26 protein-coding genes are annotated in these 25,264 nt (G+C 69.5%); 9 read left to right on the forward strand and 17 right to left on the reverse strand.

Annotated features, from left to right (window positions below):
- Positions 1-56: 56 nt before the first annotated feature.
- Entirely contained in the window at positions 57-1,178 is a 1,122-nt protein-coding gene (locus AB0K10_RS04250) for an alpha/beta hydrolase (protein ID WP_363679835.1), read from the reverse strand.
- A 112-nt stretch (positions 1,179-1,290) separates the two neighbouring features.
- Positions 1,291-1,707 (reverse strand): FHA domain-containing protein, encoded by a 417-nt coding sequence (locus tag AB0K10_RS04255; protein WP_363679837.1) that lies wholly within the window; start codon positions 1,705-1,707, stop codon positions 1,291-1,293.
- Between the two features lie 256 nt (positions 1,708-1,963).
- Between AB0K10_RS04255 and AB0K10_RS04260 the strand changes: the two genes are divergently transcribed.
- The gene (locus AB0K10_RS04260; RefSeq protein ID WP_363679839.1) at positions 1,964-3,460 is read left to right on the forward strand and encodes an aldehyde dehydrogenase family protein; all 1,497 of its coding nucleotides are present in this window, start codon (positions 1,964-1,966) and stop codon (positions 3,458-3,460) included.
- 79 nt (positions 3,461-3,539) lie between these two features.
- A complete protein-coding gene (locus AB0K10_RS04265; protein WP_363679841.1) occupies positions 3,540-4,199 on the forward strand; it encodes a class I SAM-dependent methyltransferase in 660 nt (219 codons plus the stop codon).
- Positions 4,200-4,225: 26 nt separating this feature from the next.
- On the opposite strand, the gene nucS is transcribed toward AB0K10_RS04265, so the two are convergent.
- On the reverse strand, positions 4,226-4,885 hold the full coding sequence (nucS, locus tag AB0K10_RS04270; protein ID WP_363679843.1) for an endonuclease NucS: 660 nt from the start codon (positions 4,883-4,885) through the stop codon (positions 4,226-4,228).
- A 71-nt stretch (positions 4,886-4,956) separates the two neighbouring features.
- Here nucS and AB0K10_RS04275 point away from each other — a divergent pair, with 71 nt between their 5' ends.
- On the forward strand, positions 4,957-5,574 hold the full coding sequence (locus AB0K10_RS04275) for a DUF4126 domain-containing protein (RefSeq protein WP_363679845.1): 618 nt from the start codon (positions 4,957-4,959) through the stop codon (positions 5,572-5,574).
- A gap of 295 nt (positions 5,575-5,869) precedes the next feature.
- A complete protein-coding gene (locus AB0K10_RS04280; RefSeq protein WP_355063537.1) occupies positions 5,870-6,166 on the forward strand; it encodes a DUF1540 domain-containing protein in 297 nt (98 codons plus the stop codon).
- A gap of 32 nt (positions 6,167-6,198) precedes the next feature.
- Here the strand turns inward: AB0K10_RS04280 and AB0K10_RS04285 are convergent, their stop codons facing one another.
- Entirely contained in the window at positions 6,199-8,199 is a 2,001-nt protein-coding gene (locus AB0K10_RS04285) for a protein meaA (RefSeq protein WP_363679847.1), read from the reverse strand.
- Positions 8,200-8,351: 152 nt separating this feature from the next.
- Here AB0K10_RS04285 and AB0K10_RS04290 point away from each other — a divergent pair, with 152 nt between their 5' ends.
- Entirely contained in the window at positions 8,352-9,203 is an 852-nt protein-coding gene (locus tag AB0K10_RS04290) for an ABC transporter ATP-binding protein (protein ID WP_363679849.1), read from the forward strand.
- A complete protein-coding gene (locus tag AB0K10_RS04295) occupies positions 9,200-10,045 on the forward strand; it encodes an ABC transporter permease (protein ID WP_363679851.1) in 846 nt (281 codons plus the stop codon). Before AB0K10_RS04290 ends, AB0K10_RS04295 begins: the two co-directional genes overlap by 4 nt.
- Positions 10,046-10,086: 41 nt before the next feature.
- Here the strand turns inward: AB0K10_RS04295 and AB0K10_RS04300 are convergent, their stop codons facing one another.
- On the reverse strand, positions 10,087-10,935 hold the full coding sequence (locus tag AB0K10_RS04300) for a 3-hydroxyacyl-CoA dehydrogenase family protein (RefSeq protein WP_363679853.1): 849 nt from the start codon (positions 10,933-10,935) through the stop codon (positions 10,087-10,089).
- A 326-nt stretch (positions 10,936-11,261) separates the two neighbouring features.
- Between AB0K10_RS04300 and AB0K10_RS04305 the strand changes: the two genes are divergently transcribed.
- Positions 11,262-11,891 carry a hypothetical protein gene (locus tag AB0K10_RS04305; RefSeq protein WP_363679855.1) on the forward strand — a complete coding sequence of 210 codons (630 nt, stop codon included), beginning with the start codon at positions 11,262-11,264 and terminating at the stop codon, positions 11,889-11,891.
- On the opposite strand, the gene AB0K10_RS04310 is transcribed toward AB0K10_RS04305, so the two are convergent.
- Positions 11,882-13,315, reverse strand: coding sequence for a serine/threonine-protein kinase (locus AB0K10_RS04310; protein WP_363679857.1), 1,434 nt, complete (start codon positions 13,313-13,315; stop codon positions 11,882-11,884). The two genes, AB0K10_RS04305 and AB0K10_RS04310, sit on opposite strands and share 10 nt — an antisense overlap.
- A gap of 44 nt (positions 13,316-13,359) precedes the next feature.
- On the opposite strand from AB0K10_RS04310, the gene AB0K10_RS04315 reads away from it, so the two are divergent.
- On the forward strand, positions 13,360-13,908 hold the full coding sequence (locus AB0K10_RS04315; RefSeq protein WP_363679859.1) for an RNA polymerase sigma factor: 549 nt from the start codon (positions 13,360-13,362) through the stop codon (positions 13,906-13,908).
- 48 nt (positions 13,909-13,956) lie between these two features.
- On the opposite strand, the gene murA is transcribed toward AB0K10_RS04315, so the two are convergent.
- Positions 13,957-15,399, reverse strand: coding sequence for a UDP-N-acetylglucosamine 1-carboxyvinyltransferase (gene murA / locus AB0K10_RS04320; protein WP_363679861.1), 1,443 nt, complete (start codon positions 15,397-15,399; stop codon positions 13,957-13,959).
- Between murA and AB0K10_RS04325 the strand changes: the two genes are divergently transcribed.
- Entirely contained in the window at positions 15,398-15,970 is a 573-nt protein-coding gene (locus AB0K10_RS04325) for a cob(I)yrinic acid a,c-diamide adenosyltransferase (RefSeq protein WP_363679863.1), read from the forward strand. The genes murA and AB0K10_RS04325 overlap by 2 nt on opposite strands.
- A gap of 397 nt (positions 15,971-16,367) precedes the next feature.
- Here AB0K10_RS04325 and AB0K10_RS04330 read toward each other — a convergent pair whose 3' ends face one another.
- The 10 genes from AB0K10_RS04330 to atpB all read right to left on the reverse strand — a co-directional run bounded on the left by AB0K10_RS04330 (position 16,368) and on the right by atpB (position 25,258).
- Positions 16,368-16,823, reverse strand: a complete 456-nt coding sequence (locus AB0K10_RS04330) for a DUF2550 domain-containing protein (RefSeq protein ID WP_363679865.1) — start codon at positions 16,821-16,823, stop codon at positions 16,368-16,370.
- 13 nt (positions 16,824-16,836) lie between these two features.
- Positions 16,837-17,118, reverse strand: coding sequence for a F0F1 ATP synthase subunit epsilon (locus AB0K10_RS04335; protein WP_363679867.1), 282 nt, complete (start codon positions 17,116-17,118; stop codon positions 16,837-16,839).
- Positions 17,119-17,207: 89 nt separating this feature from the next.
- Positions 17,208-18,350, reverse strand: a complete 1,143-nt coding sequence (locus tag AB0K10_RS04340) for an LCP family protein (RefSeq protein WP_363679869.1) — start codon at positions 18,348-18,350, stop codon at positions 17,208-17,210.
- A gap of 219 nt (positions 18,351-18,569) precedes the next feature.
- The gene (atpD, locus tag AB0K10_RS04345) at positions 18,570-20,006 is read right to left on the reverse strand and encodes a F0F1 ATP synthase subunit beta (RefSeq protein ID WP_363679871.1); all 1,437 of its coding nucleotides are present in this window, start codon (positions 20,004-20,006) and stop codon (positions 18,570-18,572) included.
- Entirely contained in the window at positions 20,006-20,935 is a 930-nt protein-coding gene (locus tag AB0K10_RS04350; RefSeq protein ID WP_363679873.1) for a F0F1 ATP synthase subunit gamma, read from the reverse strand. The genes atpD and AB0K10_RS04350 overlap by 1 nt, the downstream gene beginning before the upstream one ends.
- A 4-nt stretch (positions 20,936-20,939) precedes the next feature.
- Positions 20,940-22,592, reverse strand: coding sequence for a F0F1 ATP synthase subunit alpha (gene atpA / locus AB0K10_RS04355; protein ID WP_363679875.1), 1,653 nt, complete (start codon positions 22,590-22,592; stop codon positions 20,940-20,942).
- 168 nt (positions 22,593-22,760) lie between these two features.
- Positions 22,761-23,582 (reverse strand): F0F1 ATP synthase subunit delta, encoded by an 822-nt coding sequence (locus tag AB0K10_RS04360; RefSeq protein ID WP_363679877.1) that lies wholly within the window; start codon positions 23,580-23,582, stop codon positions 22,761-22,763.
- Positions 23,582-24,121, reverse strand: a complete 540-nt coding sequence (locus tag AB0K10_RS04365; protein WP_358142798.1) for a F0F1 ATP synthase subunit B — start codon at positions 24,119-24,121, stop codon at positions 23,582-23,584. Before AB0K10_RS04365 ends, AB0K10_RS04360 begins: the two co-directional genes overlap by 1 nt.
- Positions 24,122-24,152: 31 nt before the next feature.
- Positions 24,153-24,395, reverse strand: coding sequence for an ATP synthase F0 subunit C (locus AB0K10_RS04370; protein WP_358107021.1), 243 nt, complete (start codon positions 24,393-24,395; stop codon positions 24,153-24,155).
- A 65-nt stretch (positions 24,396-24,460) separates the two neighbouring features.
- Positions 24,461-25,258 (reverse strand): F0F1 ATP synthase subunit A, encoded by a 798-nt coding sequence (gene atpB, locus AB0K10_RS04375; protein WP_363679879.1) that lies wholly within the window; start codon positions 25,256-25,258, stop codon positions 24,461-24,463.
- Between the last annotated feature and the right edge of the window lie 6 nt (positions 25,259-25,264).

A 25,264-nucleotide genomic window follows, 5' to 3' on the forward strand; every position in this document is an offset into this window, starting at 1 on the left:
CGTGACGCTCGGCTGTCGAGACGCCGTGGCATATTTCACCGCCCACGGCACAGGCCCTAGACGGCCGGCACGCCGGTCAGCGCCAGCAGCTCCGCGACGAACTCCGCCGGACGTTCCAGGTGCGGGCTGTGCCCGCAGCCGGGCAGCACCACCTCGCGGTACGCGCCGCCGGCCGCCGCGTACCGCTCCAGCACCGCACGGGTCTGGCCGACCATCGGCTGCGGCGGGCAGAACTCCTCACCCGGCCAGCCGGGCACGACACCCAGCGAACCCAGGTACGCCAGGTCGAACAGCGACGTGTCCGAGACGATCACGTCGGCGTCCCCGCGTACCCAGGTGACAGGCGGCTTCTGGACGACGGCGACGAGCTCGTCGGCGAGCCGGAACCACGTCGGGGCGAGCGCGTTGAGGACGCCCCGCTCCCCCGGCGCGGTGCCCGGCCAGTTCAGCGACGGCACCGCGGTTCCGGGGTAGTTGTCGTCGCCGGTCGCCGTGGAGAGCAGGCTGTCCAGCAGCAGTTCCTCGTCCGTACCCAGCGCGGCCGGATCGGCCACGTAGGTGGCCCGCAGCACGGCGCGCGGGCTGGCCGGCGCGTCGGCGTCACGGTCACCGGCGGCGAGCCGCGCGACGAAGTCCGGGTTTGCGGTGCCCGCGCCGGTGCCGGCGAAGTCGGGGGTGGTCGGCGTGCCGGTCAGGCCGCGCGTGCCACCGAAGCCGTACGGCGACACCGGCGCGGCCAGCAGCAGCGCGCCCACCAGGTGCGGATGGTCGACGAGCAACTGCATCGCCACTCCCCCGCCGAGGGAGTGCCCGACCACCACGGGCAGGCCACTGCCGCCGCTTACGGTGCCGGTGCTGCCGGCGACGCTGGCGTGGGCGCTGGCGCTGGGGAAGAGCGTCGGGTCGTCCAGTAGGGCGGCGATGTCATCGGCGAAGTCCCGCAGGCCCCGCGTGGCGTTGACCGGGGCGGTCGCGGAGTCGCCGTACCCCCGCAGGTCGGGGGCCACGACCCGCAGCGTCGGCGGCAGCCGCCGGAGCAGTGGTTCCCAGAACAGCGAGGACGAGCAGTTGCCATGGATCAGGAGCACCGGAGTGCCGTCCGGCGGGCCGGCCACCCGTACCGCCTGGGTGGTGCCGTTCGCCGTGACGACCCGCTGCTCGCTCTCCATCCGCGGCATGCTGCCACGCCGTTCTCCGCCGGGCCAGGTGCCGGTCAGCCACTCGGCGACGCCGCCCGGTGTGGTCGACCGCCACGCGGCCCGGCGTCGACGACGGCGACGGCCCCGACGGTCAGCGGCGTGCGCTCGGCGGCGTGGCCAGCGGCAGCGGCAGCGTCGGCCGGACGTCGCGCCGGGACGGGCCGAAGCTGAGCCCGACCGGATCCGTGTGCGCGACCCCCGGGTCGAACAGGCGCAGCTCGGTGCGGCCGAGCCGGATCACGTCGCCGTCGGAGAGGCGCTCCACCTCGGTGATCCGGCGGTCGTTGAGCCAGGTGCCGTTGGTGGAGCCCAGGTCACGCAGTGACGCGCCCTCCGGGGCCAGCCACACCTCGGCGTGCCGGCGGCTCAGGTGCGGATCGTTGATGACCACGTGCCCGCTCGGTGCTCGACCGATCACCTGAGGGTCCGCCCGTAAGCGAAAGCTCGCCCCGCGCATCGGCCCAGCGGCAACCGTCAACAACGGCAGCAGTTCCGGATGTTCCTCCATGGACAGTCAGCCCTCCACCCCACACCGTTACTCCGCGCGTCAGCCTGCCATCAGACGGTAATCGTCAATACCGACCGGCCGGTCACCTCCTCGCCACCTCCCGGCCACCCGTCGTTCGACGGTTCGGGCGGTCGGCCTCCGGCACCCAGGGTCTGACCTGCACTGATCAACGAGTGGGAGGGCCGACGCGACTCCCGCCCCGGGTAGCCGGAATCGCGGCCTACCGATGAGTAATCTTCGGGTCTAGACTTCCGCCATGACGGCTGTGCATGCCCCCGGCACCCCTCTCGTCGAGGCGGACGAGCTGGTCTCCACCAGTCCGGCCACCGGCATCGAAGCCGGCCGCCTTCCGGTCGCCACCGAGGCGGCCGTGCGGCAGGCCGTCGACCAGGCGCGCGTCGCCAGCGAATGGTGGGCCGGCCTGGGCTTCACCGGCCGCCGGCAACGGCTGCTGCGCTGGCGGGCGCTGCTCGCCCAACGGATCGAGCAGCTCGCCGAACTGATGCACGTCGAGGGCGGCAAGCCGGTCAACGACGCCATCGTCGAGATCGTCACCGCGATCGAGCACGTCGACTGGGCGGCCCGCAACGCCGGCCGGGTGCTCGGCCCGCGCCGGGTCCGGTCGCGACTCATCCTCGCCGAGTTCTCCGGGCACCTGGAATACCAGCCGTACGGCGTGGTCGGTGTGATCGGCCCGTGGAACTATCCGGTCTTCACCCCGCTCGGCTCCGCCGCGTACGCCCTGGCCGCCGGCAACGCCGTCGTGCTCAAGCCCAGCGAGTACACGCCCGTCGTCGGCCAGTGGCTGGTCGACACTTTCGCCGAGGTGGTGCCCGAGCAGCAGGTGTTCGCCGCCGTGCACGGCCTCGGTGACGTGGGCGCGGCACTGTGCCGCTCCGGGGTCGACAAGGTGGCCTTCACCGGCTCCACGGCGACCGCGCGGAAGGTGATGGCCGCCTGCGCCGAGACGCTGACCCCCGTGCTGATCGAGGGCGGCGGCAAGGACGCCATGATCGTCGACAGCGACGCCAACCTGGACGCCGCCGCCGAGGCGTGCGTCTGGGGCGCCATGACCAACGCCGGCCAGACCTGCATCGGTATCGAGCGGGTCTACGCCGTCGACCCCGTCTTCGACGCCTTCGTCGACAAGGTCGTCGCGCGGGCCAGCCGGTTGACCGTGGGCCCGGAGGGTGCCGACATCGGCCCGATCACGATGCCCGCCCAGGTCGAGGTGATCCGCCGGCACATCGAGAGCGCGGTCAGTTCCGGCGGTCGCGCCGTGCTCGGCGGCCCCGATGCGGTGCGACCCCCGTACGTGCATCCAACCGTGCTGGTGGACGTCCCGGAGGAGTCGGCCGCCGTCCGCGAGGAGACCTTCGGCCCGACGCTTACCATCAGCCGGGTCCGCGACGCCGACGAGGCCGTCGCCCGCGCCAACGCCCTGTCGTACGGCCTGGGGGGTTCGGTCTTCGGCCGGCAGCGGGCGCTCGCCATCGCGCGGCGCCTGCGTTCGGGGATGGCCTCGATCAATTCCACCCTCACCTTCGCCGGGATGTCCACCCTGCCGTTCGGTGGTGTCGGTGACTCCGGCTTCGGGCGGATCCACGGCGAGGACGGCCTGCGCGAATTCGGCAGTGCCAAGGCCATCACCCGGCGCCGGGCGCGATCGCTGCTGCCGTCGATGACCTTCGAACGCACTCCGACCGACATGGCGCGCCTCGTCAAGGCCATCAAGGTGATGTACGGCAGATGAGTGTCGGATAGCCGATCTGGAGGCCGATAGGCGTATCCACATGTTTATACGCCGCACTTCCGGCGGTACATTGCGTTAAATGGGCCACAATCGATTGCGCCACCGCCTTGTTGACAGTGACCAGTCGTGGAGCGCCCGGCAGCGGCGTCGTCGTTCGGACTGGCTGGCGCGCACCTTCCCCGACATAGGCGACATGCACGTCGTCGACCTCGGCGGCCGGCTCGGCACCTGGCACCGCGCCACCGTCCGACCGGCCCGGGTGACGGTGGTCAACCTGGAACAGCCGCCCGCCAGCGTGCCGGAATGGGCCCACGTCGAACAGGCCGATGCCTGCGACCTGCCACCCCACGTCGCCAACGGCACCTACGACCTGGTCTTCTCCAACTCCGTGCTGGAGCACGTCGGCGGGCACGAACGTCGGCTACGGTTCGCCGCCGCCGCCCGGTCGCTCGCCGATCGCCACTGGGTGCAGACGCCCTACCGCTACTTCCCCATCGAGCCACACTGGATCGCACCCGGAATGCAGTTCCTGCCGGTCCGGCTGCGCACCGCGCTCGCCCGCCGCTGGCCCCTCGGGCACAAACCGACCCGCAGCCACGAAGCCGCCATCCACCAGGTGCTGTGGACGGAACTGCTGGACCGCTCGCAGATGCGCCACTACTTCCCCGACTCGCGGATGCTCGTCGAGCGGGTGGTCGGCCTGCCGAAATCGCTTATCGCGGTCCGAACCGGGGCGTGACCGGCAAGTCCGGGGTCCGGGTCCGGTCAGAAGAGGGTCAGCTCGTCCTTCTCGATGCCGCGCAGCCGGTCGTAGTTCACGACCACGCACCGGATGCCCCGATCGGCGGCGAGCACCCGGGCCTGCGGCTTGATCTCCTGAGCCGCGAAGACCCCGGTGACCGGGCTGAGCAGCGGATCACGGTTCATCAGTTCGAGATAGCGGGTCAACTGCTCCACCCCGTCGATCTCACCACGCCGCTTGATCTCGACGGCGACGGCGCCGGAGTTGGCGTCCCGGCACAGCAGGTCCACCGGCCCGATCGCCGTCATGTATTCGCGGCGCACCAACGTGTACCCCTCGCCGAGCACACCCGGGTTGGCCGCCAGCAACTCCTGCAGGTGCGCCTCCACCCCGTCCTTGCGCAGGCCGGGATCCACACCCAGCTCGTACGAGGTGTCCTGGAAGACCTCCTCCAGGGTGATCCGCAGCTCCTCGCCGGCCTTGTTGACCACCCGCCACACGCCGGGGGCCTCCTCCAGCCGACACGGCGCGCTCATCCAGTTCAGCGGCTTGTACGCACGATCGTCGGCATGGATGGACACCGACCCGTCCGCCTTCACCATCAACAACCGGGTGGCCGGCGGCAGATGAGCCGAGAGCCGTCCGACATAGTCCACCGAGCACTTCGCAATGACCAACCGCACCCGACGAGGGTAGCCGAGCACTCGCCGACCACCACCGAGCGGCACTGGCGCGTCGGTGCGATGCTGAGACGGTGTTCGAAGTCCTCACCGGCACCGGCCTCGCCGCCTCAGCGGGGCTGAACGCCTACATACCCCTGCTCATCCTCGGCCTCCTCGCCCGCTACAGCGACCTCATCGACCTACCCAGCGGCTGGACGTGGCTCGGCAACGGCTGGGTCATCGTCATCCTGGCCGTCCTACTCGCCGTCGAAATGGTGGCGGACAAGGTGCCAGTGGTCGACCACATCAACGACGTGGTGCAGACCGTCGTTCGACCCACCGCCGGTGGCCTCGCCTTCGGCGCCGGGTCATCCTCGGAGACCGTGACCGTGAGCGACCCGGGGAGCTTCTTCACCTCCCACCAGTGGGTGCCAGTGGCCACCGGCGTCCTGCTCGCCTTCGGCGTACACCTGCTCAAGTCCGCCGCGCGGCCAGTCGTGAACGCGACCACCGCCGGGTTCGGCGCCCCGGTCGCCAGCACCGCCGAGGACGCGACAAGCGTGATCGTCTCCCTGATCGCGATCATCCTGCCGGTTCTGGTGCTCGCCGTCCTGGTGGGCCTGGTCGTCTTCGTCTACTGGTTCCTTCGGCGACGATCCGTTCGCCGTAGGGAACGCGAGGCCGCCCGCGCCGCAGGCTTCCGCGTCTGACCCGCTCGGCCTTCCGGGACGGGCTGGCCGATGCGCTGGCTGGGCACCGGTGACGGTCGTACCGGGCGGTCGGGCGGTGATCGACACGAGTTCGCCGATATCGGGTGATCCGGGACGCCAGGACACCCCGACATCGGTGCACTCGTGTTGATCACGCTTAACCTGACGACTCCATCGGGACAGCGCGGACGGCCCGATCAGCGCTGCCGCCGGGACTGATCGGCGGGCGGACATATCAGGTCTCCGGAGACCGGCAAATGCCTAGGATCGGGGCAAGAGCCTAGAGGAGGTTGGCATGACCACAGCGATGGAGATGCCCCGGGTCCAGGAGTGTGTGGTCGCGGCGTGTGCGTACAACCAGGGCGGTGACTGCCACGCCTTCGCGATCACCATCGGCAGCATGGACCACGCGCACTGCCACACCTTCGTCGAGTCACCGGTTCGTGGCGGCGTGGACGGCCTCACCGCCCAGGTGGGCGCCTGCCAGCGTTCCGACTGCCGGCACAACGAGCAGCTGGAGTGCCACGCGTCTTCGATCAAGGTCGGCCCGGACAACGACATGGCCGACTGCATGACGTACGCCGGTCGCTGACCGACCACGGCGAGCACCGGCCGGCGGATCGGTCAGGGCAGGTCGTTGGCGTGCCGGATGACCGTCACCAGGTCGTCGATGATGCCGGTGAGGGCGAAGTCCTTCGGGGTGAAGACCCGGGCCACCCCGGCGACCCGCAGAGTGTCGGCGTCGCAGGCGGGGATGATGCCGCCCACCACCACCGGCAGGTCCGGCCGGCCGGCGGCGCGCAGCCCGTCGAGCACAGCGGGTACCGCGGCCAGGTGTGAGCCGGACAGCACGGAGAGCCCGACCAGATCGACGTCCTCCTCGACGGCGGCGGCCACGATCTGCCCGGCGGTCAACCGGATGCCCTGGTAGACGACCTCGAAGCCGGCGTTGCGGGCGCGTACCGCGATCTGTTCCGCGCCGTTGGAGTGTCCGTCCAGGCCGGGCTTGCCGACCAGCAGCCGGAGCCGGCCGCGACCCAGCTCGCGGGCGGTGGCGGTGGCCCGCTCGCGGACGGCGGCGAGGCCGGGGTCGCCGCCGCTGCCGGTGGCGCCGGCCAGGCCGGTGGGCGCCCGGTACTCGCCGAAGACCTGGCGCAGCGCGCCGGCCCACTCACCTGTGGTCACCCCGGCGCGTACACATTCCAGGGTGGCGGGCATCAGGTTCGTCGTGGTCGCGGCGTCCGCGCGGAGCCGGGCCAGTGCCGCGTCGACCGCCGCGTCGTCCCGGCCGGCACGCCACTGGCGTACGGAGGCGACGGCCGCCGCCTCGACCGCGGGGTCGACCTGTTCGACGACCTCCGCTCCGGCGGCGGTCAGCGGGGAGGGTTCGGTCTCGGCGTACCTGTTGACGCCGACCACCACGTCGGCACCGGACTCCATCCGGCGGCGGCGTTCGGCCAGCGAGGCGACCAGGGCGCTCTTGAGGTAGCCGGTCTCCACGGCGGCGACCACCCCGCCCAGCTCCAGCACCGTGGCCAGCTCGACGCGCGCTCCGGTGACAATCTCGTCGACGAGCGCGGTCATCACGTGCGAGCCGGCGAAGAGGTCGGGGTATTCGAGCAGGTCCGACTCGTACCCCAGAACCTGCTGCATCCGCAGCGACCATTGCTGGTCCCAGGGGCGGGGCAGGCCGAGCGCCTCGTTCCAGGCGGGCAGTTGCACGGCGCGGGCCCGGGCGTCGCGGGACATCGTCACGCCGAGCATCTCCAGCACGATGCGCTGGATGTTGTTCTCCGGCTGCGCCTCGGTGAGGCCGAGCGAGTTGACCTGCACGCCGTAGCGGAACCGGCGCTGCCGGGCATCGGTCACCCCGTACCGGTCCCGGGTGATCTCGTCCCAGAGCCCGACGAACGCGCGCATCTTGGCGATCTCCTCGACGAAACGCACGCCGGCGTTGACGAAGAACGAGACGCGCTGCACCACGTCGCCCATCCGCTCGGCGGGCACCTGACCGGAGTCACGGACCGCGTCGAGCACGGCGACGGCGGTGGCCAGCGCGAAACCCACCTCCTGCACGGGCGTGGCGCCGGCCTCCTGGAGGTGGTACGAGCAGATGTTGACCGGGTTCCACCGCGGCATGGTCTTCAGCGTGTGGGCGATGACGTCCGCGGTGAGCCGTAGCGAGGCGGCCGGCGGGAAGATGTACGTGCCCCGCGACAGGTACTCCTTGATGATGTCGTTCTGCGTGGTCCCGCAGAGCATGTCGACGGTCCAGCCCTGCTCCCTGGCGACCGTGTCGTACAGGGCCAGCAGCCACATCGCCGGAGCGTTGATGGTCATCGAGGTGTTCATCTCGGCGAGCGGGATGCCGTCGAAGAGCGCCCGCATGTCGCCCAGGTGTGCCACCGGCACGCCGACCCGGCCGACCTCACCGGCGGCGAGTTCGTGGTCCGGGTCGTACCCCGTCTGGGTGGGCAGGTCGAAGGCGACCGACAGGCCGGTCTGGCCCTTGGCGAGGTTGCGGCGGAAGAGGGCGTTGGTCGCCGCGGCCGACGAGTGGCCGGCGTACGTGCGCATCACCCACGGGCGGTCCCGCTCGGGCAACCGGCTCGGCGTCTCATCCATGGCCGGAGTCTAAGTTACCGTTCAGTAGATCGGGTTGTGGAAAACCACACAGGTCCATGTCGCGGACGTCCAGGCGCGAACTGCCGACAGTGGCGCGCGTCGCCACACCCCGGGGCACCGGAGCGGCCGGTCCAGGGCGCACACTTGACGGCATGGATGACGAGCTGGCGATCTCCGTCCGGGGGTTACGCAAGGCGTACGGCGAGAACGTGGCGGTGGCGGGCGTGGACCTCGACGTCCACCGCGGCGAGGTGTTCGCGTTGCTCGGCCCGAACGGCGCCGGCAAGACCACCACCGTGGAGATCCTGGAGGGCTACCGGCGTCGCGACGCCGGCGAGGTCTCCGTGCTCGGCACGGACCCGGCCCATCCCGACGCGGGCTGGCGGTCCCGGGTGGGCATCGTGCTGCAGGGCACCGGCGAGTTCGACGAACTGACAGTTGCCGAGGTGGTCCGGCACTTCTCCGGCTTCTACCCCGACGCCGACGACCCGGCGAAGGTGATCGAGCGGGTCGGGCTTGCCGGCAAGGCGAAGGCCCGTACGCACACCCTCTCCGGCGGGCAGAAGCGCCGCCTGGACGTGGCGCTGGGCATCATCGGTCGCCCCGAGTTGCTCTTCCTCGACGAGCCGACGACAGGCTTCGACCCGGAGGCCCGCCGCGAGTTCTGGGAGCTGATCCGCGACCTCGCCGCGGCCGGCACCACGATCGTGCTGACCACCCACTACCTGGACGAGGCCGAGGCCCTCGCCGACCGGGTCGGCGTGATCGCGGGCGGCCGTCTGGTCGAGGTCGCTGCCCCGAACCTGCTGGGCAATCGGCAGGAGGCCCTCGCGACGGTCTCCTGGCGTACCCCGGAAGGCACGCTGGAGCTTGCGCAAACCGCGACGCCGACGGCCCTCGTGGCCGACCTGGCCGCGCGCCACGACGGCGAGGTCCCCGGGCTCACCGTGACCCGGCCGACCCTGGAGGACGTCTACCTCACCATGATCGGACACGCGCGATGACGACCACGACGAAGCCGGCGACGCCTGTCACCGCTAGCCCCGGCCGGCGGCCGGGCGCCGGCAGCCTCGCCCTGCGCCAGGGCCGCCTGGAGATCACCCAGTTCCTGCGCAGCCGGGAGTCCGTGGTCTTCACGATGGGCTTCCCCATCATCATGATCGTGATCTTCGCGTCGATCTTCCACGGCACGATCGGCGGCGGTGTCAAGTTCACCCAATACTTCATCACCGGCATGATCGCGACCGGCCTGATGACTGTGAGCTTCCAGAACCTGGGCATCTGGATCCCGGTCGAGCGGGACCGGGGCGTGCTCAAGCGCTACCGGGGCACGCCCATGCCGAAGTGGGTCTGGTTCGCCGGCAAGGTGCTCATGGTGGTGGCGATCGGCATCGCCGAGACGGCGCTGCTGCTGGCCGTCGCGGTGGCGCTGTTCGACCTCGACCTACCCGGCACCGCCGGGAGGTGGCTCACCTTCGGCTGGGTGTCCATGCTGGGGGTGACCGCGTGCACCCTGTGCGGCATCGCCATCTCGTCGCTTGCCCGCAGCGCCCGCAGCGGCTCGGCGGTGGTCACGCCGGTGGCCCTGGTGCTCCAGTTCATCTCCGGGGTGTTCTTCGTCTTTACCGACCTGCCCACCTGGATGCAGCAGGTGGCGGCGCTGTTCCCACTCAAGTGGATGTGCCAGGGGCTGCGCGCGGTCTTCCTGCCGGAGAGCTTCGGCGCCCAGGAGCCGGGCGGGTCGTTCGAGCTGGGCCGGGTGGCGCTTGTGCTCGCCCTGTGGTGCGTGATCGGCCTGGCGCTCTGCCTGACCACGTTCCGCTGGACCACCAAGCGCGACGGCTGAGGGTCGACCGGGGCGGGCAGCCGCCCCGGTCGACGTCACTCTCAGTAGGTGTAGAAGCCCTTGCCAGTCTTACGGCCCAGGTCACCGGCGGTGACCATGCGCTGGAGCAGCTCCGGCGGGAAGAACTTCTCGTCCGCCGTGTCGGTGTAGATGTTCTTCGAGGCGTGCAGCAGGACGTCCACGCCGGTCAGGTCGGTGGTGGCCAGCGGGCCCATGGCGTGCCCGAAGCCCAGGCGGCAGGCGGTGTCCAGGTCCTCGGCCGACACCACGCCCGCCTCGACCAGCTTGACCGCCTCCACCACCAGGGCGGAGATCAGCCGGGTGGTGACGAAGCCGGCGATGTCCCGGTTGACCACCACTACCGTCTTGCCGATCTCCTCGGCGAAGGCCCGCACGGTGGCGAGCGTGGCGTCGCTGGTCTTGTAGCCGCGCACCAGCTCGCAGAGCTGCATCATCGGCACCGGCGAGAAGAAGTGGGTGCCGACGACGGCCTCGGGCCGCTCGGTGACCGCGGCGATCTGCGTGACCGGGATTGCCGACGTGTTGGTGGCGAGCACCGCGTCGGACTTGCAGATCTTGTCCAGGGCGCGGAACACCTCGTGCTTGATCTCCAGCCGCTCGAAGACCGCCTCGACCACGATGTCCGCGTCCGCCGCCGCCTCCAGGTCGGTGGTCGGGGTGATCCGGGCGAGCGTCGCCTCGACGTCGGACGCCTCGATCTTGCCCTTCTCGGCGAACTTCTCCAGCGACTTCCGGATGCCGCCGAGCCCTCGGGTGGTGGCCGCGTCGTCCAGGTCGCGCAGTGTCACCTGCCAGCCCGCCTGCGCCGCCACCTGGGCGATGCCGGAGCCCATCAGCCCGGCCCCGACGACCGCGAGTCGACCCGCCATCTGCTTCTCCCTCGCTGCGATTGAGTGCCTGCCTGCACCCTAGTCGGCGAGCCTGAACGACGGCTAAGGGCTCCTGACGCCTCGACGCCTCACCCGCAGGGGCGTGCCATCGCCGAACAGCCCGACACGCACCGGAGGGTGACCGACGGTGCAGACGTGCGGGCACTGAGCGGCGGCCAGAAAACGGGCCGCGTCAGGCCGACTCCGGCCGTGACATGATGCCGCGCTGGGATGACGGATTCACGACTCCGCGCCGCGAACAAAATCCCGTCCGGGCGCATCGAACCCTACGACAACAACCCAGTGGAATGAGCCAGGAGCCAACGATGCGTGCAATGCCTGTGGTCGGAACTATCACCTGCCTCCTGCTCGTGGGGGCGTGCTCGTCACCCGCGCACCGGAGCGGCGACGCGGCACCGGCCGGTTCGCCGGAGCAGACGACCAGCGCGCCCACCACCGGAACGCCGGCGTCGCCCACGTCGTCTTCGCCCACGTCGTCTTCGCCGTCCGCGCGGCCGTCCGGCGGCGCCACCAGCACCGCCCTCGTCCTGGGCCCGAACGGGCTCGGCTCGCTGAAGCTCGGAATGTCCCGTCAGCAGGCCACGGCGACAGGGATGCTCCGCCCGATCGCCGACTACCGGGACGAGTGCGCGCCGGCACAACTACGGTCCGCCCCGACCGACAAGGGAAATGTCAACCTCTCCCGAACTCTGGGGATCGCCACCATCGACGCGTACGGCAGCATCGAGACGCCCGAGGGAGCACGAATCGGCATGTCGAGCGCCGGGATGCTTCGGATCTACCCGGGGTGGAAGGTGGCCGACGGAGACGCGGCAAACGGGCGCGGCTCCGTAAAGACCCCCGGCAACGACAAGGCCGTCTACCGCATCGCGACGAGAAACGGCACCGTCACCGAGCTGACTCTTCAGTACGCGAACCAGAACTGCTACGAGTAAGCGGACGCGACCCGGCCGGCCTGCGGCACCAGCGAGTTGGACATCCGCAGGCCGGCCAGGAGCTCGTCGGTCAGGTCGGCATCGCCGACCTGCTTGATCTGCAGGTAGACGCCGTAGCTGCGCTGCGGCACGGAGAGCACCACCTCGCTGAACGAGACCGAGGCGCCACACGATGTCCACCGTCGTACCCGCGCCGGGTTGCCGCCCACGTTCACGGTCCGGTCGGGCTGCTGAACGCAGGAGATGTGACTGGGCAGCGCGGGTGCCGTGCCACCGGCAAGCAGGGCTTTGCTCACACCGACGAACACACCGGGTATCCCGCTCGCCGGGTCCGGCCAGGCAGTCAGGTCCGGGGCGACCACGAGACCCGGCGCGTGGCCCGCGGGAAGTCGCAGCGCCACCGGATCCCAGCCGGCGTCCTTCAGCTCGCCGGCCCAGCTCGGTGGCACCGCGATGGAAAGGGCACCGGAGACATCGTCCACGCGTACCCAGCCCGACCGTGCCGGCCACGTGGAACTGGATGCCGCCGTCGCCAGTAGCGCAATCAGTGCCACCCCGACGCCGACAACCCGCGCCAACTGCCGCACGAACCGGCCACGGCCCGTGTCCCGATCGATCGACGCGATGACCCGATGCAGCTCCTCGGCCATGGCCGCCGCGGACGGCCAGCGTTGCCGGGGATCGTGATGCAGCGCCCGTCGCACCAGATCATCCACGGTGGACGGAATGCCGGTCCGTACCTGAGACGGCCTGGGCAACGACCGCCCACCCCTGCCCGCACGGCTGGCCCGGTCGGGAGGGTTCCCGGTCAACATGTGGTACAGGGTCGCGCCGATCGCGTACACGTCGGCGCGGATGTCCAGGCCGCCACCGGGCGTGGCCTGCTCCGGCGGCATGTAGCCGGGTGTGCCGGCGGCGATGGTGAACCCGGACGCGTTCGCGAGCGCCTTGGCCAGGCCGAGGTCGGCGACGAGCACCCGATCCCGGTCCGGAGCCGGCTGGAACAACACATTGGACGGTTTGAGGTCGCGGTGCAGCACACCGGCCTCGTGCAGCACCGTGACCGCGCTGGCGATGTCCGCCGCGACGAGCAGTGCCTCCCGTACCGGCAGCGGCCCCGAGACGAGCCGATCGGCGAGAGTGCCACCGGCCGCGTACGGCATCACCAGGTACGGCCGGCCGTCAGACAGCTCACCGACGTCGAGCACACGTACGAGCGAACTGGAATCCGTCCGCCGCATTATCCGCGCTTCCTGCTCGAAGCGCTCCCGCAGATCGGCATGGTAGGACCAGTTGTCCGCCAGCACCTTGATCGCCACCGAGGCGTCCAGAGCATCGTCGGCGCCGAGCCACACCGTAGCGAACGCTCCGGAACCGATACGCCGCAGAACGCGGTATCGGCCGATCTTGTCGGGCACTGACACGCCCGTAGTATGACCGACGCAACGCTGAGGAACGGGGCCTGAGCATGTCAAAAGATCTTGAAATCGAGGAACTCGCCAGCCGTGCCGCCACGGGCGACGCCGCGGCTCTTGATGCCCTGCTGATCAGGATCGGCCCGCAGGTCATGCGGCAGTGTCTACGCCTCCTCCCGTGCCGGCAGGACGCCGAAGAGGCGTGCCAGGATGCCCTTCTGCAGGTCGCCCGCAACATAGGCGGTTTCGCGGGACGGTCCAAGTTCTCCACCTGGCTGTACGTCGTCACGGCCAACTGCGCCCGCCAGACGTACCGAAGCCTCAAGCGCCGGGCCGACGAGCAGTCCACGCCACTGCTTCCGCTCGATGCTGCCGACCCGCGAACGACGAGCGTCATCGCGGGCTCCCGGCTCGACCTGCTGGATGCGCTGGAACGACTGGAGGCTCACCGACCCGAACTCGTTGCCCCTCTGGTATTGCGTGACCTGTGCCAGTTGACCTACGACGAGATCGCCGAGCATCTCGTCATTCCGGTCGGCACGTTGAAATCGCGCATCCACGACGCGCGACGGCACGTGCGGGCCTCGCTGAAGGCCGCCTGACACCGCGATCACTGTCGCCGCTCCCGGGGTGGCAGGCGGGCTGCGGCGTCAGATCTCCAGAGCGGGCTCCTCCGGGGTCGTGCCCCGCTCGACCGCCACCCCGAGCGCACGCAGGTCGGCCACGAAGTCCGGGTAGCCCCGGTCGACGTGATGGACGTGGGAGACCTCGCTGGCCCCGTCCGCGCACAACCCCGCGATGATGAGCCCCGCGCCCGCGCGGATGTCGGTGGCTCGCACCGGCGCGCCGGACAGCCGCTCCCGCCCCCGGACCACGGCGTGGTGGCCGTCGGTCTTGATGTCCGCGCCGAGCCGCATCATCTCGTTGGCGAACATGAAGCGGCCGTCGAAGATGTTCTCCGTGATCAGGGATGCGCCGTCGCTGACCGCGGCCAGCCCGATCGCCATGGGCAGCAGGTCGGTGGCGAAACCGGGGTACGGCAGCGTCACCACGTCCACCGCCCGGGGCCGGTCGTCCATGCGTACCCGGAAGCCGTCTCCTCGCGTCTCGACCAGGCCGCCGGCCGCGACGACCTTGTCCAGGGCGACCTCCAGGTAGGCCGGGTCCAGCCCGGTCACCGTCACGTCGCCGCGCGTCATGGCGGCACCGAACGCCCAGGTGCCGGCGACGATCCGGTCCCCCACCGTGGCGTGCCGCACGGGGTGCAGGCCGGCGACACCGGTGATCCGCAGGGTGGACGTACCGGCACCGGAGATCCGCGCGCCCATCTGGTTGAGCATCGTGCAGATGTCGACGATCTCCGGCTCCCGGGCCGCGTTGTCGATCATCGTGGTGCCCTGGGCGAGCACCGCCGCCATCACCAGGTTCTCGGTCGCACCCACGCTGGGGAAGTCCAGCACGATGTCGGCGCCGCGCAGCCCGTGTGGGGCCTCGGCGATGACGAAGCCGTGCTCACCGGAGATCTCCGCGCCCATCCGCGTCAGCCCGGAGATGTGCATGTCCAGCCCGCGCGATCCGATCGCGTCGCCGCCGGGGTGGGCCACCCGGACGTACCCCCGGCGGGCCAGCAGCGGGCCCAGCACGCAGATCGACGCGCGCAGCCGGCGGACCAGGTCGTAGTCCGCGTCCGCGCCCGGTTGCTCGGGTACGTCGATGGTCACTGAACGGGACCTGGCGACTCCGCCCCGTGCCACCATCGGGTCCACGGGGTCGTCGGCGTCGAACCGGACGTCACAGCCCAGCCGGCGCAGCACCTCCCCCATGATCGCGATGTCGGTGATCCGCGGGACGTTGGTGATCACGCTGCGGCCCGGTGCGAGCAGCGCGGCGGCCATCAGCTTCAGCGCGGAGTTCTTGGCGCCGACCACGTGCACGGTTCCGGTCAGCCGTGCCCCACCGCAGATCCGGATGACGTCGACATCGGGGATCGCCGGATCACCGGCGTCGCCGGGGCCCACGACCGCCGGCCAGCCGGCAGTGGCGTCCGGCCGCGCGGGGATCGTCAGGTCCGGTATCCGTAGGCTGTGCGTCATGGCCGTCCACCTCACGCGCATCTACACCAAGGCCGGCGACGCCGGCATGACCAGGCTGAGCAACAACGAGCAGGTTCCGAAGACCGATCCACGGATCGCCGCGTACGCGGATGTCGACGAGTGCAACGCGGCGATCGGCGTCGCGCTCGCCCTGGGCCAACTCGACGAGGAACTGCGGGGCGTGCTGGCGTCGGTGCAGAACGACCTGTTCGACGTCGGGGCCGACCTGTCCACCCCGGTCGAGCCGGAGCCGAAGTACCCGCCGCTGCGGGTGACCGAGGCGTACGTCGAGCGCCTGGAGGGCTGGTGCGACGAGTACAACGCACGCCTGAGCAAGCTCGACTCCTTCATCCTCCCCGGCGGCACCGCGGGCGCGGCGCTGCTGCACGTGGCGCGGACCACCGCCCGGCGTGCGGAACGGGCGGCATGGGCGCTGGTCAGCCACGATCCGGACCGGACCAGCCCGCTCCCGGCAAAGTATCTCAACCGGCTCTCCGATCTGCTCTTCATCCTGTCAAGAACGGCAAATCCGGCAGGCGATGTGCTATGGGTGCCGGGCGGCAATCGCTGAAGATGAGCGCCGTGCGGTCGTGGGGTTCCCCATCTGGTCACAACCACGCGTAACCAGCGCGTGATCGACTCGACCAGCCGGCCGATCAGCGCCAAGATCAACTCGGGTTCATGAAAATCGGGGCCTCCCAGCCACAGGGACACCCCGAATTCAAGAAAACCGAGTCGATCAAGCCGAAAAGGCGCGACTCAACCACACCGGTAACGGCAGGTGATGACATCAGCGCCGGAGCGACGCACAGCGACAACGACGGGTTTCCGGGGGAGCCCGCCCGGCGCAGGGATCAAGCCTGACCGCCCGGAGCCGGGCGGGCTCCCCCGGAAACCCCCAAGAGCGACCACGGACGGCCCGGCCGGGCTCCCCCGGAAACCCACAAGAGCGACCACAGAAAAGCCGCTCAGGCAGCCGGCCAGTCCTGGGAGGCCATACGCGGCGAGACCGCCCCCGGAGGGGCGGCCTCGAGCCAGGAGAGGAACCCGGTGACGGTCGATCGCGCCATGGCGATCTCCACCGGTGCGTGGTGACTCGTACAGCGGAGGATCACCCAGTCGGCTGGCATGGAGAGCCGTTCCTGCCCTTCGGGCAACCGCCGGCGCTCGACCGCGAGATCCTTGCGGAGGAGAACCCGCTTGGGGCGGAGCGCGAAGCTGAACATCCGATACCAGCGCAGCTCGTCACCCGCGAACCGGCCGAAGCCGGGTGACCAGCCGCGCCCGTCGAGGACTGTGGTGACCCGGACGCTGAGCCGGATGATGCCACCGCTGCGGGTTACGACGGCCCGCCGGACGAAGAGCACGAGAAGCGCGACGAGGATGACGGCGACGCCGATCCCGAACCCTTCGACGATCTCCATCCTCGGTGTGAACTCAGCGGCTCTGCGCGGAGACCGGGGTTGCGCTCTCGGCCAGCACGGTGACGCCCTCGGCGCTCACCGAGAGGAAGCCACCGGCCACCTCGTACGCGACCTGCTCGCCGCCGGCCAGCTTGATGCGGACCTCGCCCGGCTCGGCGAGCTGGCCGAGCAGCGGCGCGTGCCCCGGCAGGACACCGAGCTCGCCCTCGGTGGTCCGGGCGACGACCATCTCGGCCTCACCGGACCAGACCTTCTCCTCGACGGCGACGAGCTCGACGTGAAGCTGCTGTGCCACGCTGTCTCCTTGCTGCGGCGACGGATTGCCGAAAGTCTAGTCGTGACGCCGAGCAGACCCCAAGGCGGGTGGGGAGAGCTACGCCACGGCTACTTGGTCTTGTTCTGGAATTCCGGGTGCTCCAGCAGGAACGGGTCCAGTTGTTCATTGTGCAGGGCGGTGAAGAAGTCCGGGACGCCTGCCTGGAACTGCTCACCCTTGTAGGTCTTGCCGTCGAAGACCCCACCACCGGGGAGTTTGATCATCTGGATGGTGTTCGGGCGGATGTTCTTCAGGGCGAGCCCGAAGTCGACAACGCTGTTGCCCCGACCGTTGAAGATCAGCGACTGGCCGGCGGCACGGAGCACCTTGTCCAGCTTGATCGGGTTGGCAACCACGTCGGCGCTGAACGCCTGCCCGACCATCGCCTTGACGAACTGCTGCTGGTGGCGCTGCCGACCGTAGTCCGAGTCCGGAACGCCGTTCTTCGGGTACCGCTGCCGGACGTAGTCCAGCGCCTGCCACCCCTTCAGGTGGTGCGTGCCCTTCGTGTAGACCGCCTGCGGCCCGACGTAACCCTCTCCGTACGTCTTGCCAGGCCGCGCAGTGCCGTCCGGCTGCTTGTGCTCGGACCGCACCTCCCTCTCGACGTACATGTCGACGCCGCCCATCGCGTCGACGATCTTCTGGAAGCCGGTGAAGTTGATGATCGCGCCACCGTCGAACCGCTTGATGCCTGTCACGTTCTGCACCGTGGTGGCCAACAGCTCGAAGCCCCACGCCGCATCGGGGTTCTTGCCGGGCACCTTACTGCCGAACGACATCGCCGCGTTGATCTTGGTCTTCTCGCCGGAGAAGTTGGCCTTCTTGAACGCCGGGATCTGCACGTAGAGGTCCCGCGGCACCGAGAACAGGTAGGCCCGGTCCATCGAGGCCGGCACGTGCAGCACCATGATCGAGTCGGCCAGCGGCGCCGCCGTCGGCGTACGCGGGTCGATGCCGACAAGCAGGAGGTTGAGCGGGCCCTTGATCTCGCTCTTCTTCTCCTTGGCGCCCGCCGCCTGGTCACCGAAGAGGTCGGCCTTGCCGACGGCGCCCTCGTAGCGGGCCATCAGCACCTCGGTGCCGACGAGCACCCCGCCGCTGAGCACGGTCAGCACCATGCCGAAGACGGTGCACACCTTGGCCCAGCGCGGCACACCCCGCCAGATGGACGACTTGCGGCCACGCTTACCGGCCTTACCCACGTGCATCTCCGTTCGTTACGCCCACAGACATGAGACGGGCGCACGTCGTCGAAAGGTTGCAGAAGTCAGCGCTCGTTCTGGTGAACGCGCGGACCCGACCGTATCTCGCGTGCCGCCGGACCGACGACCACTGGTAACGGACGGCGACGATGGTAAGACGCGAAAATGAACAAAAGACTGCCCCGACATTGCCAGGGCAGTCTTTTGCGGTACGAATCCGGGCTGTCAGCCCTTCATCAGCTCCTCAGCCTTGCGCTCCAGGTCCTCGAGACCGCCGCACATGAAGAACGCCTGCTCGGGGAAGTGATCGTACTCACCCTCGCTGATCTTGCGGAACGCCTCGATGGTCTCCTTGATCGGGACCGTCGAGCCCGGCACGCCGGTGAACTGCTCCGCCGCGTAGGTGTTCTGCGAGAGGAAACGCTCGATCCGCCGCGCGCGCTGCACGGTGATCTTGTCTTCCTCGGAGAGCTCCTCGATACCGAGGATGGCGATGATGTCCTGCAGGTCGCGGTAGCGCTGCAGGATCCGCTTCACCTCGGTGGCGACCTGGAAGTGGTCCTGGCCGACGAACTCCGGGGCGAGGATCCGGGACGAGGACGCCAGCGGGTCCACGGCCGGGTAGATGCCCTTGTCGGAGATCGACCGCTCCAGGTTGGTGGTCGCGTCCAGGTGGGCGAACGTGGTGGCCGGAGCGGGGTCGGTGTAGTCGTCCGCCGGCACGTAGATCGCCTGCATGGAGGTGATGGCCTGGCCCCGGACGGAGGTGATCCGCTCCTGGAGCTCGCCCATCTCGTCCGCCAGGGTCGGCTGGTAACCCACGGCGCTCGGCATGCGGCCGAGCAGCGTGGAGACCTCGGAACCGGCCTGGGTGAAGCGGAAGATGTTGTCGATGAAGAGCAGCACCTCCTGCTTCTTGACGTCCCGGAAGTACTCCGCCATGGTCAGCGCGGAGAGCGCCACCCGCAGCCGGGTGCCCGGCGGCTCGTCCATCTGGCCGTAGACCAGCGCGGTCTTGTCGATGACGCCGGACTCGGTCATCTCGGCGATGAGGTCGTTGCCCTCGCGGGTGCGCTCACCCACGCCGGCGAACACCGAGGTACCACCGAAGTTGCGGGCGACCCGAGTGATCATCTCCTGGATGAGCACCGTCTTGCCGACGCCCGCACCGCCGAACAGACCGATCTTGCCGCCCTTGACGTACGGGGCGAGCAGGTCGATCACCTTGATGCCGGTCTCCAGCATCTCGGTCTTCGGCTCCAGGTCCGCGAAGGCCGGGGCCTTGCGGTGGATACCCCAGTGGTCGTCCGGGGTCAGGGTCTCGCCCTCTTTGAGGTTGAGCACCTCGCCGATCGCGTTGAACACGTGGCCCTTGACGGCGTCGCCCACCGGAACGGTGATCGGCTCGCCGCGGTCGGTCACCTCAGCGCCGCGGACCAGGCCGTCGGTCGGCTGCATCGAGATGGCGCGGACCAGGTTGTCACCCAGGTGCTGGGCGACCTCCAGGGTCAGCGTCTTCTCACCGCCGGACAGGTTCACCGTCACGTTGAGCGCGTTGAACAGGGCCGGCATGGCGTCGCGCGGGAACTCGGCGTCGACGACCGGGCCGATGACCCGGACCACGCGACCCGTGGCCGTCTTGGTCTCTACTGGTGCAGTCATCACACTTCACTTCCCGACGCGGCCAGCGCGTTGGCGCCGCCGACGATCTCGCTGATCTCCTGGGTGATCCCGGCCTGGCGAGCCGAGTTCATCTCGCGCGTGTACTTCTCGATCATGTCCTCGGCGTTGTCGGTGGCGCTCTTCATCGCCCGCCGACGCGACGCCGACTCACTCGCCGCCGACTCGATCAACGCCGCGTAGATCCGCGTGTTGATGTACCTCGGCAGGAGCGCGTCGAGCAGCGCCTCCGCCTCCGGCTCGAACTCGTACGCCGGCAGCAGCCCCTCGGAGCGCGGCCGGTCCTCGACCTGCATCGGACCGATCACCTTGGTGACCGGGCTCTGCGTCATCAGCGAGTGGAACTCGGTGTAGACGATGTGCAACTCGTCGACGCCGAGCACCCCGTCCGCACCGGCCCCGCCGTCGGCGTCGTCCGCACCGGCCGTGAACGCCTTGATCAGCGTCTCACCCACGGCACGGGCGTCCTCGAACGACGGCTGCTCGCTGAAGCCGGTCCAGTTCGCCTCGATCGGCCGGTCGCGGAACCGGTAGAACCCGACGCCCTTACGCCCGATGACGTAGAGCACCGGCTCCTTGCCGTCCGCCTTCAGCCGGGCGATCAGCGACTCCGCCATCCTGATCGCGTTGGAGCTGTAACCGCCGGCCAGGCCACGGTCGCTGGTGACCAACAGGACGCCCGCCCGCCGCACCCGCTCGCGCGGGGTGAGCAGCGGGTGGTCGATCCGCGCGTTGGACGCCAGCGCCGTGAGCACACCGGTGATGGCCTGGGCGTACGGCAGGGACGCCTGCACCCGGGCCTGGGCCTTGGCGATCCGGCTCGTCGCCACGAGCTCCATCGCCTTGGTGATCTTCTTCATCGACTTCGCCGAGCGGATCCGTTGACGAAGAACGCGTACCTGGGCCGCCATCGGATCAGCTCTCGGCCGGGCGGTCGGTAGTGCTGTCGCGGAAGCGGGTCACCGTCTCGCGGTTCTCGTCGCCCTCCAGCGGCTGCGCCGGCGCGTCGTTGACCTTGCGCTCGTCGGCCTTGCCCAGGAAGACCTGCTTGAACTCGGTGATCGCCGCCTCCAGGGAGCCGACGATGTCGTCGCCCCACTGGTTGTCGGCGATACCGGCCAGCACACCCTCGTGCTTGTGCCGCAGGTACTGGAGGAACTCCGCCTCGAAGCGCCGCACGTCACCCACCGGGATGTCGTCCAGCTTGCCCTCGACGCCGGCCCAGACCGAGACGACCTCCTGCTCGACCGGGAACGGCGAGTAGTTCGGCTGCTTGAGCAGCTCGACCAGCCGGACGCCACGGTTGAGCTGGTTCTGCGAGGCGCGGTCCAGGTCGGAGGCGAAGGCGGCGAACGCCTCCAGCTCGCGGTACTGGGCCAGGTTGAGCCGCAGCGAACCGGCGACCTTGCGCATCGGCTTCACCTGCGCGGCGCCACCGACCCGGGACACCGAGGTGCCGACGTTGATGGCCGGCCGGACGCCCTGGTTGAACAGGTCCGTCTCCAGGAAGATCTGGCCGTCGGTGATCGAGATGACGTTGGTCGGGATGAAGGCCGAGATGTCGTTGGCCTTCGTCTCGATGATCGGCAGACCGGTCATCGAGCCGCCACCCAGCTCGTCGGAGAGCTTCGCGCAGCGCTCCAGCAGGCGGGAGTGCAGGTAGAAGACGTCACCCGGGTACGCCTCACGGCCCGGCGGGCGACGCAGCAGCAGCGACACGGCCCGGTACGCCTCGGCCTGCTTGCTCAGGTCGTCGAAGACGATCAGGACGTGCTTGCCGCCGTACATCCAGTGCTGCCCGATGGACGAGCCGGTGTACGGGGCCAGGTACTTGAAGCCGGCCGGGTCGGACGCCGGCGAGGCGACGATGGTCGTGTACTCCATCGCGCCCGCCTCCTCCAACTGCCCCTTGATCGAGGCGATGGTGGAGGCCTTCTGGCCGATGGCGACGTAGATGCAGCGAACCTGCTTCTTCGGGTCGCCGGTGCGCCAGTTGTCCCGCTGGTTGAGGATGGCGTCCAGGGCGACAGTGGTCTTGCCGGTCTTACGGTCGCCGATGATCAGCTGACGCTGACCCCGACCGATCGGGGTCATCGCGTCGATGGCCTTGATGCCGGTCTGCAGCGGCTCGAACACCGACTGGCGGGACATCACGTTCGGAGCCTGCAGCTCCAGCTCGCGGAAGCCCTCGTTGGCGATGTCACCGAGCCCGTCGATGGGCTGGCCGAGCGCGTCGACCACGCGGCCGAGGAAGGCGTCGCCGACCGGAACGGAGAGAACCCGCTCGGTGCGCTTGACGCGCTGCCCCTCCTCCAACTTGGCGGAGTCACCGAGAACGACGACACCGATCTCCCGGACGTCGAGGTTCAACGCCACGCCGAGCGTGCCGTCCTCGAACTCCAGGAGCTCGTTGGTCATGGTCGAGGGCAGGCCCTCGACGTGGGCGATACCGTCACCGGTGTCGGCGACGGTGCCGACCTCCTCGCGGGAGACGTCGGACGAGTAGGAGGAGACGTAGCGCTCCAGGGCGCCGCGGATCTCCTCCGTCGAGATGGTCAGCTCGGCCATCCTCTGCTTCCTTAAAATTCAGGGGCCCGGGATACCTAGTACCGACCGGTCCGAATGGCGTCTGTCAATCCGGGCGCTGCGGCGGCGGAGCCGCCCCAACGTCGAGGCGGCGAAGCCACCGCATTGCTGAGGTAGCGCAGCCACCGCGTTGCTGGGCGGCGAAGCCGCTCAGCGCTTCGCGAGCGCGTTGCGGGTCTCGTTGAGGCGGCGAAGGATGGTGCCGTCGTACAGGTCGGAGCCGACCCGCACGCTCACGCCACCCAGGACGAGGGGGTCGACCGTCTGCTTGATGGAGACCTCTCGACCGTATATCGCGCTGAGGCTCGCTCCCAGCCGGCGCTCGTCCGAGTCACTCAACGGAGCCGCGACGGTCACGTACGCCACCTGCCGGTCGCGTCGCTCCGCGGCGAGCTCCACCAGCCGGGTGAGTGCCCCGCTGAAGGAGCGACCGCCGAACCCGCCCAACGCCACCTCGACGAGGCGGACGGTGACCGGGCGGGCCTTGTCGGCGAGCAGTTCGCGGGCCAGGGTGGCCCGCTGCTCGACCGGGGCGACCGGGTCGGCAAGCGTGTTGCTCAGCGCCGACTGACCCGACACGACCTGACCGAAGCGGAACAGCTCGTCCTCGACCTCGCCCAGCTCGCCGGCGGAGTCGGCGCTGGCGAGCAGCGCCTCCACGCCGAGGCGCTCGGCGCCGTCGAGCAGCTCCGACGGTGCCGACCAACGGCCGGACACCAGCGTCACGAGCAGGTCGAGCGCGTCGGCGCCGATCCGCCCACCCAGCATGTCGCCGAGCAGGGCACCCCGGTCCGCGCCGGAGCGAGCCGGCTCGGACAGGGCCCGGCGCAGCCGCGGCTCGCGCCGCAGCAGCCCCGCCACGGAGAGGATGGCGTCGGCGGTGGACGTCACCGCCGACGGCTCCGCGCCGCGGACGTACGCGTCGAGGCGCTCGGCCGCGACCTTGTACGACTCCCGGCTGGCGGCCTGCATCAGCGGGCCCCCGTGCTCTCGAGACCGCTCAGGAACCGGTCGACGGTGCCCTTGCGCCGCGCCTCGTCGGCAAGCGACTCACCGACGATCTTGCTGGCCAGGTCCACCGCGATCGTGCCGACCTCGGCGCGCAGCTCGCGCACGATGGTGGCCCGCTCGGCGGCGAGCTGGTCCTTGCCCGCCTGGATGACCCGGTCGGACTCTTCCCGCGCCTTGGCGAGGATGTCCTGCCGGATGCCCTCGGCGTCGGCCCGCGCGTCGTCCCGGATCTTGGCGGCGTCGGTGCGAGCCTCGGCGAGCTGGGCACGGTACTGCTCGAGCAGCTGGTTCGCCTCGGCCTGGGCGGCCTCGGCGCGCTTGATGCCGCCCTCGATCGCGTCGACCCGAGCCTGGAACGTCTGCTCCATGCGCGGGAAGACGAACTTCATCAGCACGAAGCAGAGCACGGCGAAGGCGATCGTGCCGACCACGATCTCCTGCCCGATCGGAATGATCGGGTTGTGGTCTGACTCACCACCCTCGGCGGCGAGGAGGAACAACATGGGTGACCTCCCGGTCGAAAGGGCTGGATCAGGCTGCGGAGCCGGCCCAGATGAAGCCGAAGGCGATGCCGAACAGCGCGAGCGCCTCGATGACGGCGAAGCCGATCCAGACGTACGGCAGGGTCATCCGCGAGGACTCGGGCTGGCGGGCGGTCGACTGGATGTAGGCGGCGAAGACCAGGCCAACGCCGATGCCCGGGCCGATGGCGGCGAGACCGTAGCCGATGGCAGCGGTGCTACCGGTGACCTCGGCGAGAACGCTAGCGTCCATTGGTGTGGTTCCTCCTGGTTATCACGCGTGACTCTCACGCGGGACGACAACGGTTGGTGCGTGGATCAGTGCTCTTCGGCGATCGCGCCCTGGATGTAGCTGGCGCTCAGCACCGTGAAGACGTAGGCCTGCAGGACGATTACCAGCGCCTCGAGAAGGGTCAGCGCCACGGTCATCACCCAGGACACCACCGAGACCGGTGCCAGCCAGGCGTTGGCGCTCAGCATCGCGAAGCCGCCGAGCGTGAAGACCAGCAGGAGCATGTGGCCGGCGAACATGTTCGCGAAGAGACGTACGGCAAGCGAGAACGGCCGGATGATGAAGGTCGAGAACGCCTCGATCGGGACCAGCAGCGGCAGGATGTACCACGGTGCTGGCGGGATCAGGGCGTGCTTGAAGTATTTGCCGAAGCCGTGGTGCCGGATGCCGATGTAGTTGAACAGCACGTAGCTGATCACCGCGAGGATCGCCGGGAAGGCGATGTGCGAGTTCGGCGAGATCTGGAACAACGGGATGATCGCGAACGCGTTCGTCACCAGCACGAAGCAGAACAGCGTCGTGAAGTACGGAGCGAACCGCACGCCCTGGTGCCCGATCATGTCGACCGAGATGTTGTTGCGCACGAAGCCGTAGATCGACTCGGCGAACCACTGCTTCTTGGTCGGCACCAACTTCGGGTTCCGGTAGGTCGCCAGGAAGAAGATGATCAGGACGCCGACCGCGATCCAGATCATGAACGTGAACTTGGTGAACCAATACGAGTTCTCTACACCCCAGGGCAGGATGCTGGGCAGGTAGAAGTCCTCCACACTGGGTGGGAATTCCGCCTGGCCCGCTGCCAGGACGTTCGCCTGTCCGAACACCGCGTC

The organism is Micromonospora sp. NPDC049274 (genome assembly GCF_040678875.1).
Classification (GTDB): Bacteria; Actinomycetota; Actinomycetes; order Mycobacteriales; family Micromonosporaceae; genus Micromonospora.

What these genes read in the sequence shown, in the direction of transcription:
- AB0K10_RS04340 (WP_363679869.1), bottom strand. Translation starts at nt 18,350, where the DNA reads ATGCACGTGGGTAAGGCCGGTAAGCGTGGCCGCAAGTCGTCCATCTGG.
- AB0K10_RS04300 (WP_363679853.1), bottom strand. Translation starts at nt 10,935, where the DNA reads ATGGCGGGTCGACTCGCGGTCGTCGGGGCCGGGCTGATGGGCTCCGGC.
- AB0K10_RS04285 (WP_363679847.1), bottom strand. Translation starts at nt 8,199, where the DNA reads ATGGATGAGACGCCGAGCCGGTTGCCCGAGCGGGACCGCCCGTGGGTG.
- AB0K10_RS04250 (WP_363679835.1), bottom strand. Translation starts at nt 1,178, where the DNA reads ATGCCGCGGATGGAGAGCGAGCAGCGGGTCGTCACGGCGAACGGCACC.
- AB0K10_RS04370 (WP_358107021.1), bottom strand. Translation starts at nt 24,395, where the DNA reads ATGGACGCTAGCGTTCTCGCCGAGGTCACCGGTAGCACCGCTGCCATC.
- AB0K10_RS04295 (WP_363679851.1), top strand. Translation starts at nt 9,200, where the DNA reads ATGACGACCACGACGAAGCCGGCGACGCCTGTCACCGCTAGCCCCGGC.
- AB0K10_RS04330 (WP_363679865.1), bottom strand. Translation starts at nt 16,823, where the DNA reads ATGGAGATCGTCGAAGGGTTCGGGATCGGCGTCGCCGTCATCCTCGTC.
- atpD (WP_363679871.1), bottom strand. Translation starts at nt 20,006, where the DNA reads ATGACTGCACCAGTAGAGACCAAGACGGCCACGGGTCGCGTGGTCCGG.
- AB0K10_RS04260 (WP_363679839.1), top strand. Translation starts at nt 1,964, where the DNA reads ATGACGGCTGTGCATGCCCCCGGCACCCCTCTCGTCGAGGCGGACGAG.
- AB0K10_RS04280 (WP_355063537.1), top strand. Translation starts at nt 5,870, where the DNA reads ATGACCACAGCGATGGAGATGCCCCGGGTCCAGGAGTGTGTGGTCGCG.
- AB0K10_RS04265 (WP_363679841.1), top strand. Translation starts at nt 3,540, where the DNA reads ATGGGCCACAATCGATTGCGCCACCGCCTTGTTGACAGTGACCAGTCG.
- AB0K10_RS04350 (WP_363679873.1), bottom strand. Translation starts at nt 20,935, where the DNA reads ATGGCGGCCCAGGTACGCGTTCTTCGTCAACGGATCCGCTCGGCGAAG.
- AB0K10_RS04315 (WP_363679859.1), top strand. Translation starts at nt 13,360, where the DNA reads ATGTCAAAAGATCTTGAAATCGAGGAACTCGCCAGCCGTGCCGCCACG.
- AB0K10_RS04290 (WP_363679849.1), top strand. Translation starts at nt 8,352, where the DNA reads ATGGATGACGAGCTGGCGATCTCCGTCCGGGGGTTACGCAAGGCGTAC.
- murA (WP_363679861.1), bottom strand. Translation starts at nt 15,399, where the DNA reads ATGACGCACAGCCTACGGATACCGGACCTGACGATCCCCGCGCGGCCG.
- AB0K10_RS04255 (WP_363679837.1), bottom strand. Translation starts at nt 1,707, where the DNA reads ATGGAGGAACATCCGGAACTGCTGCCGTTGTTGACGGTTGCCGCTGGG.
- AB0K10_RS04360 (WP_363679877.1), bottom strand. Translation starts at nt 23,582, where the DNA reads ATGCAGGCCGCCAGCCGGGAGTCGTACAAGGTCGCGGCCGAGCGCCTC.
- atpA (WP_363679875.1), bottom strand. Translation starts at nt 22,592, where the DNA reads ATGGCCGAGCTGACCATCTCGACGGAGGAGATCCGCGGCGCCCTGGAG.
- AB0K10_RS04325 (WP_363679863.1), top strand. Translation starts at nt 15,398, where the DNA reads ATGGCCGTCCACCTCACGCGCATCTACACCAAGGCCGGCGACGCCGGC.
- AB0K10_RS04305 (WP_363679855.1), top strand. Translation starts at nt 11,262, where the DNA reads ATGCGTGCAATGCCTGTGGTCGGAACTATCACCTGCCTCCTGCTCGTG.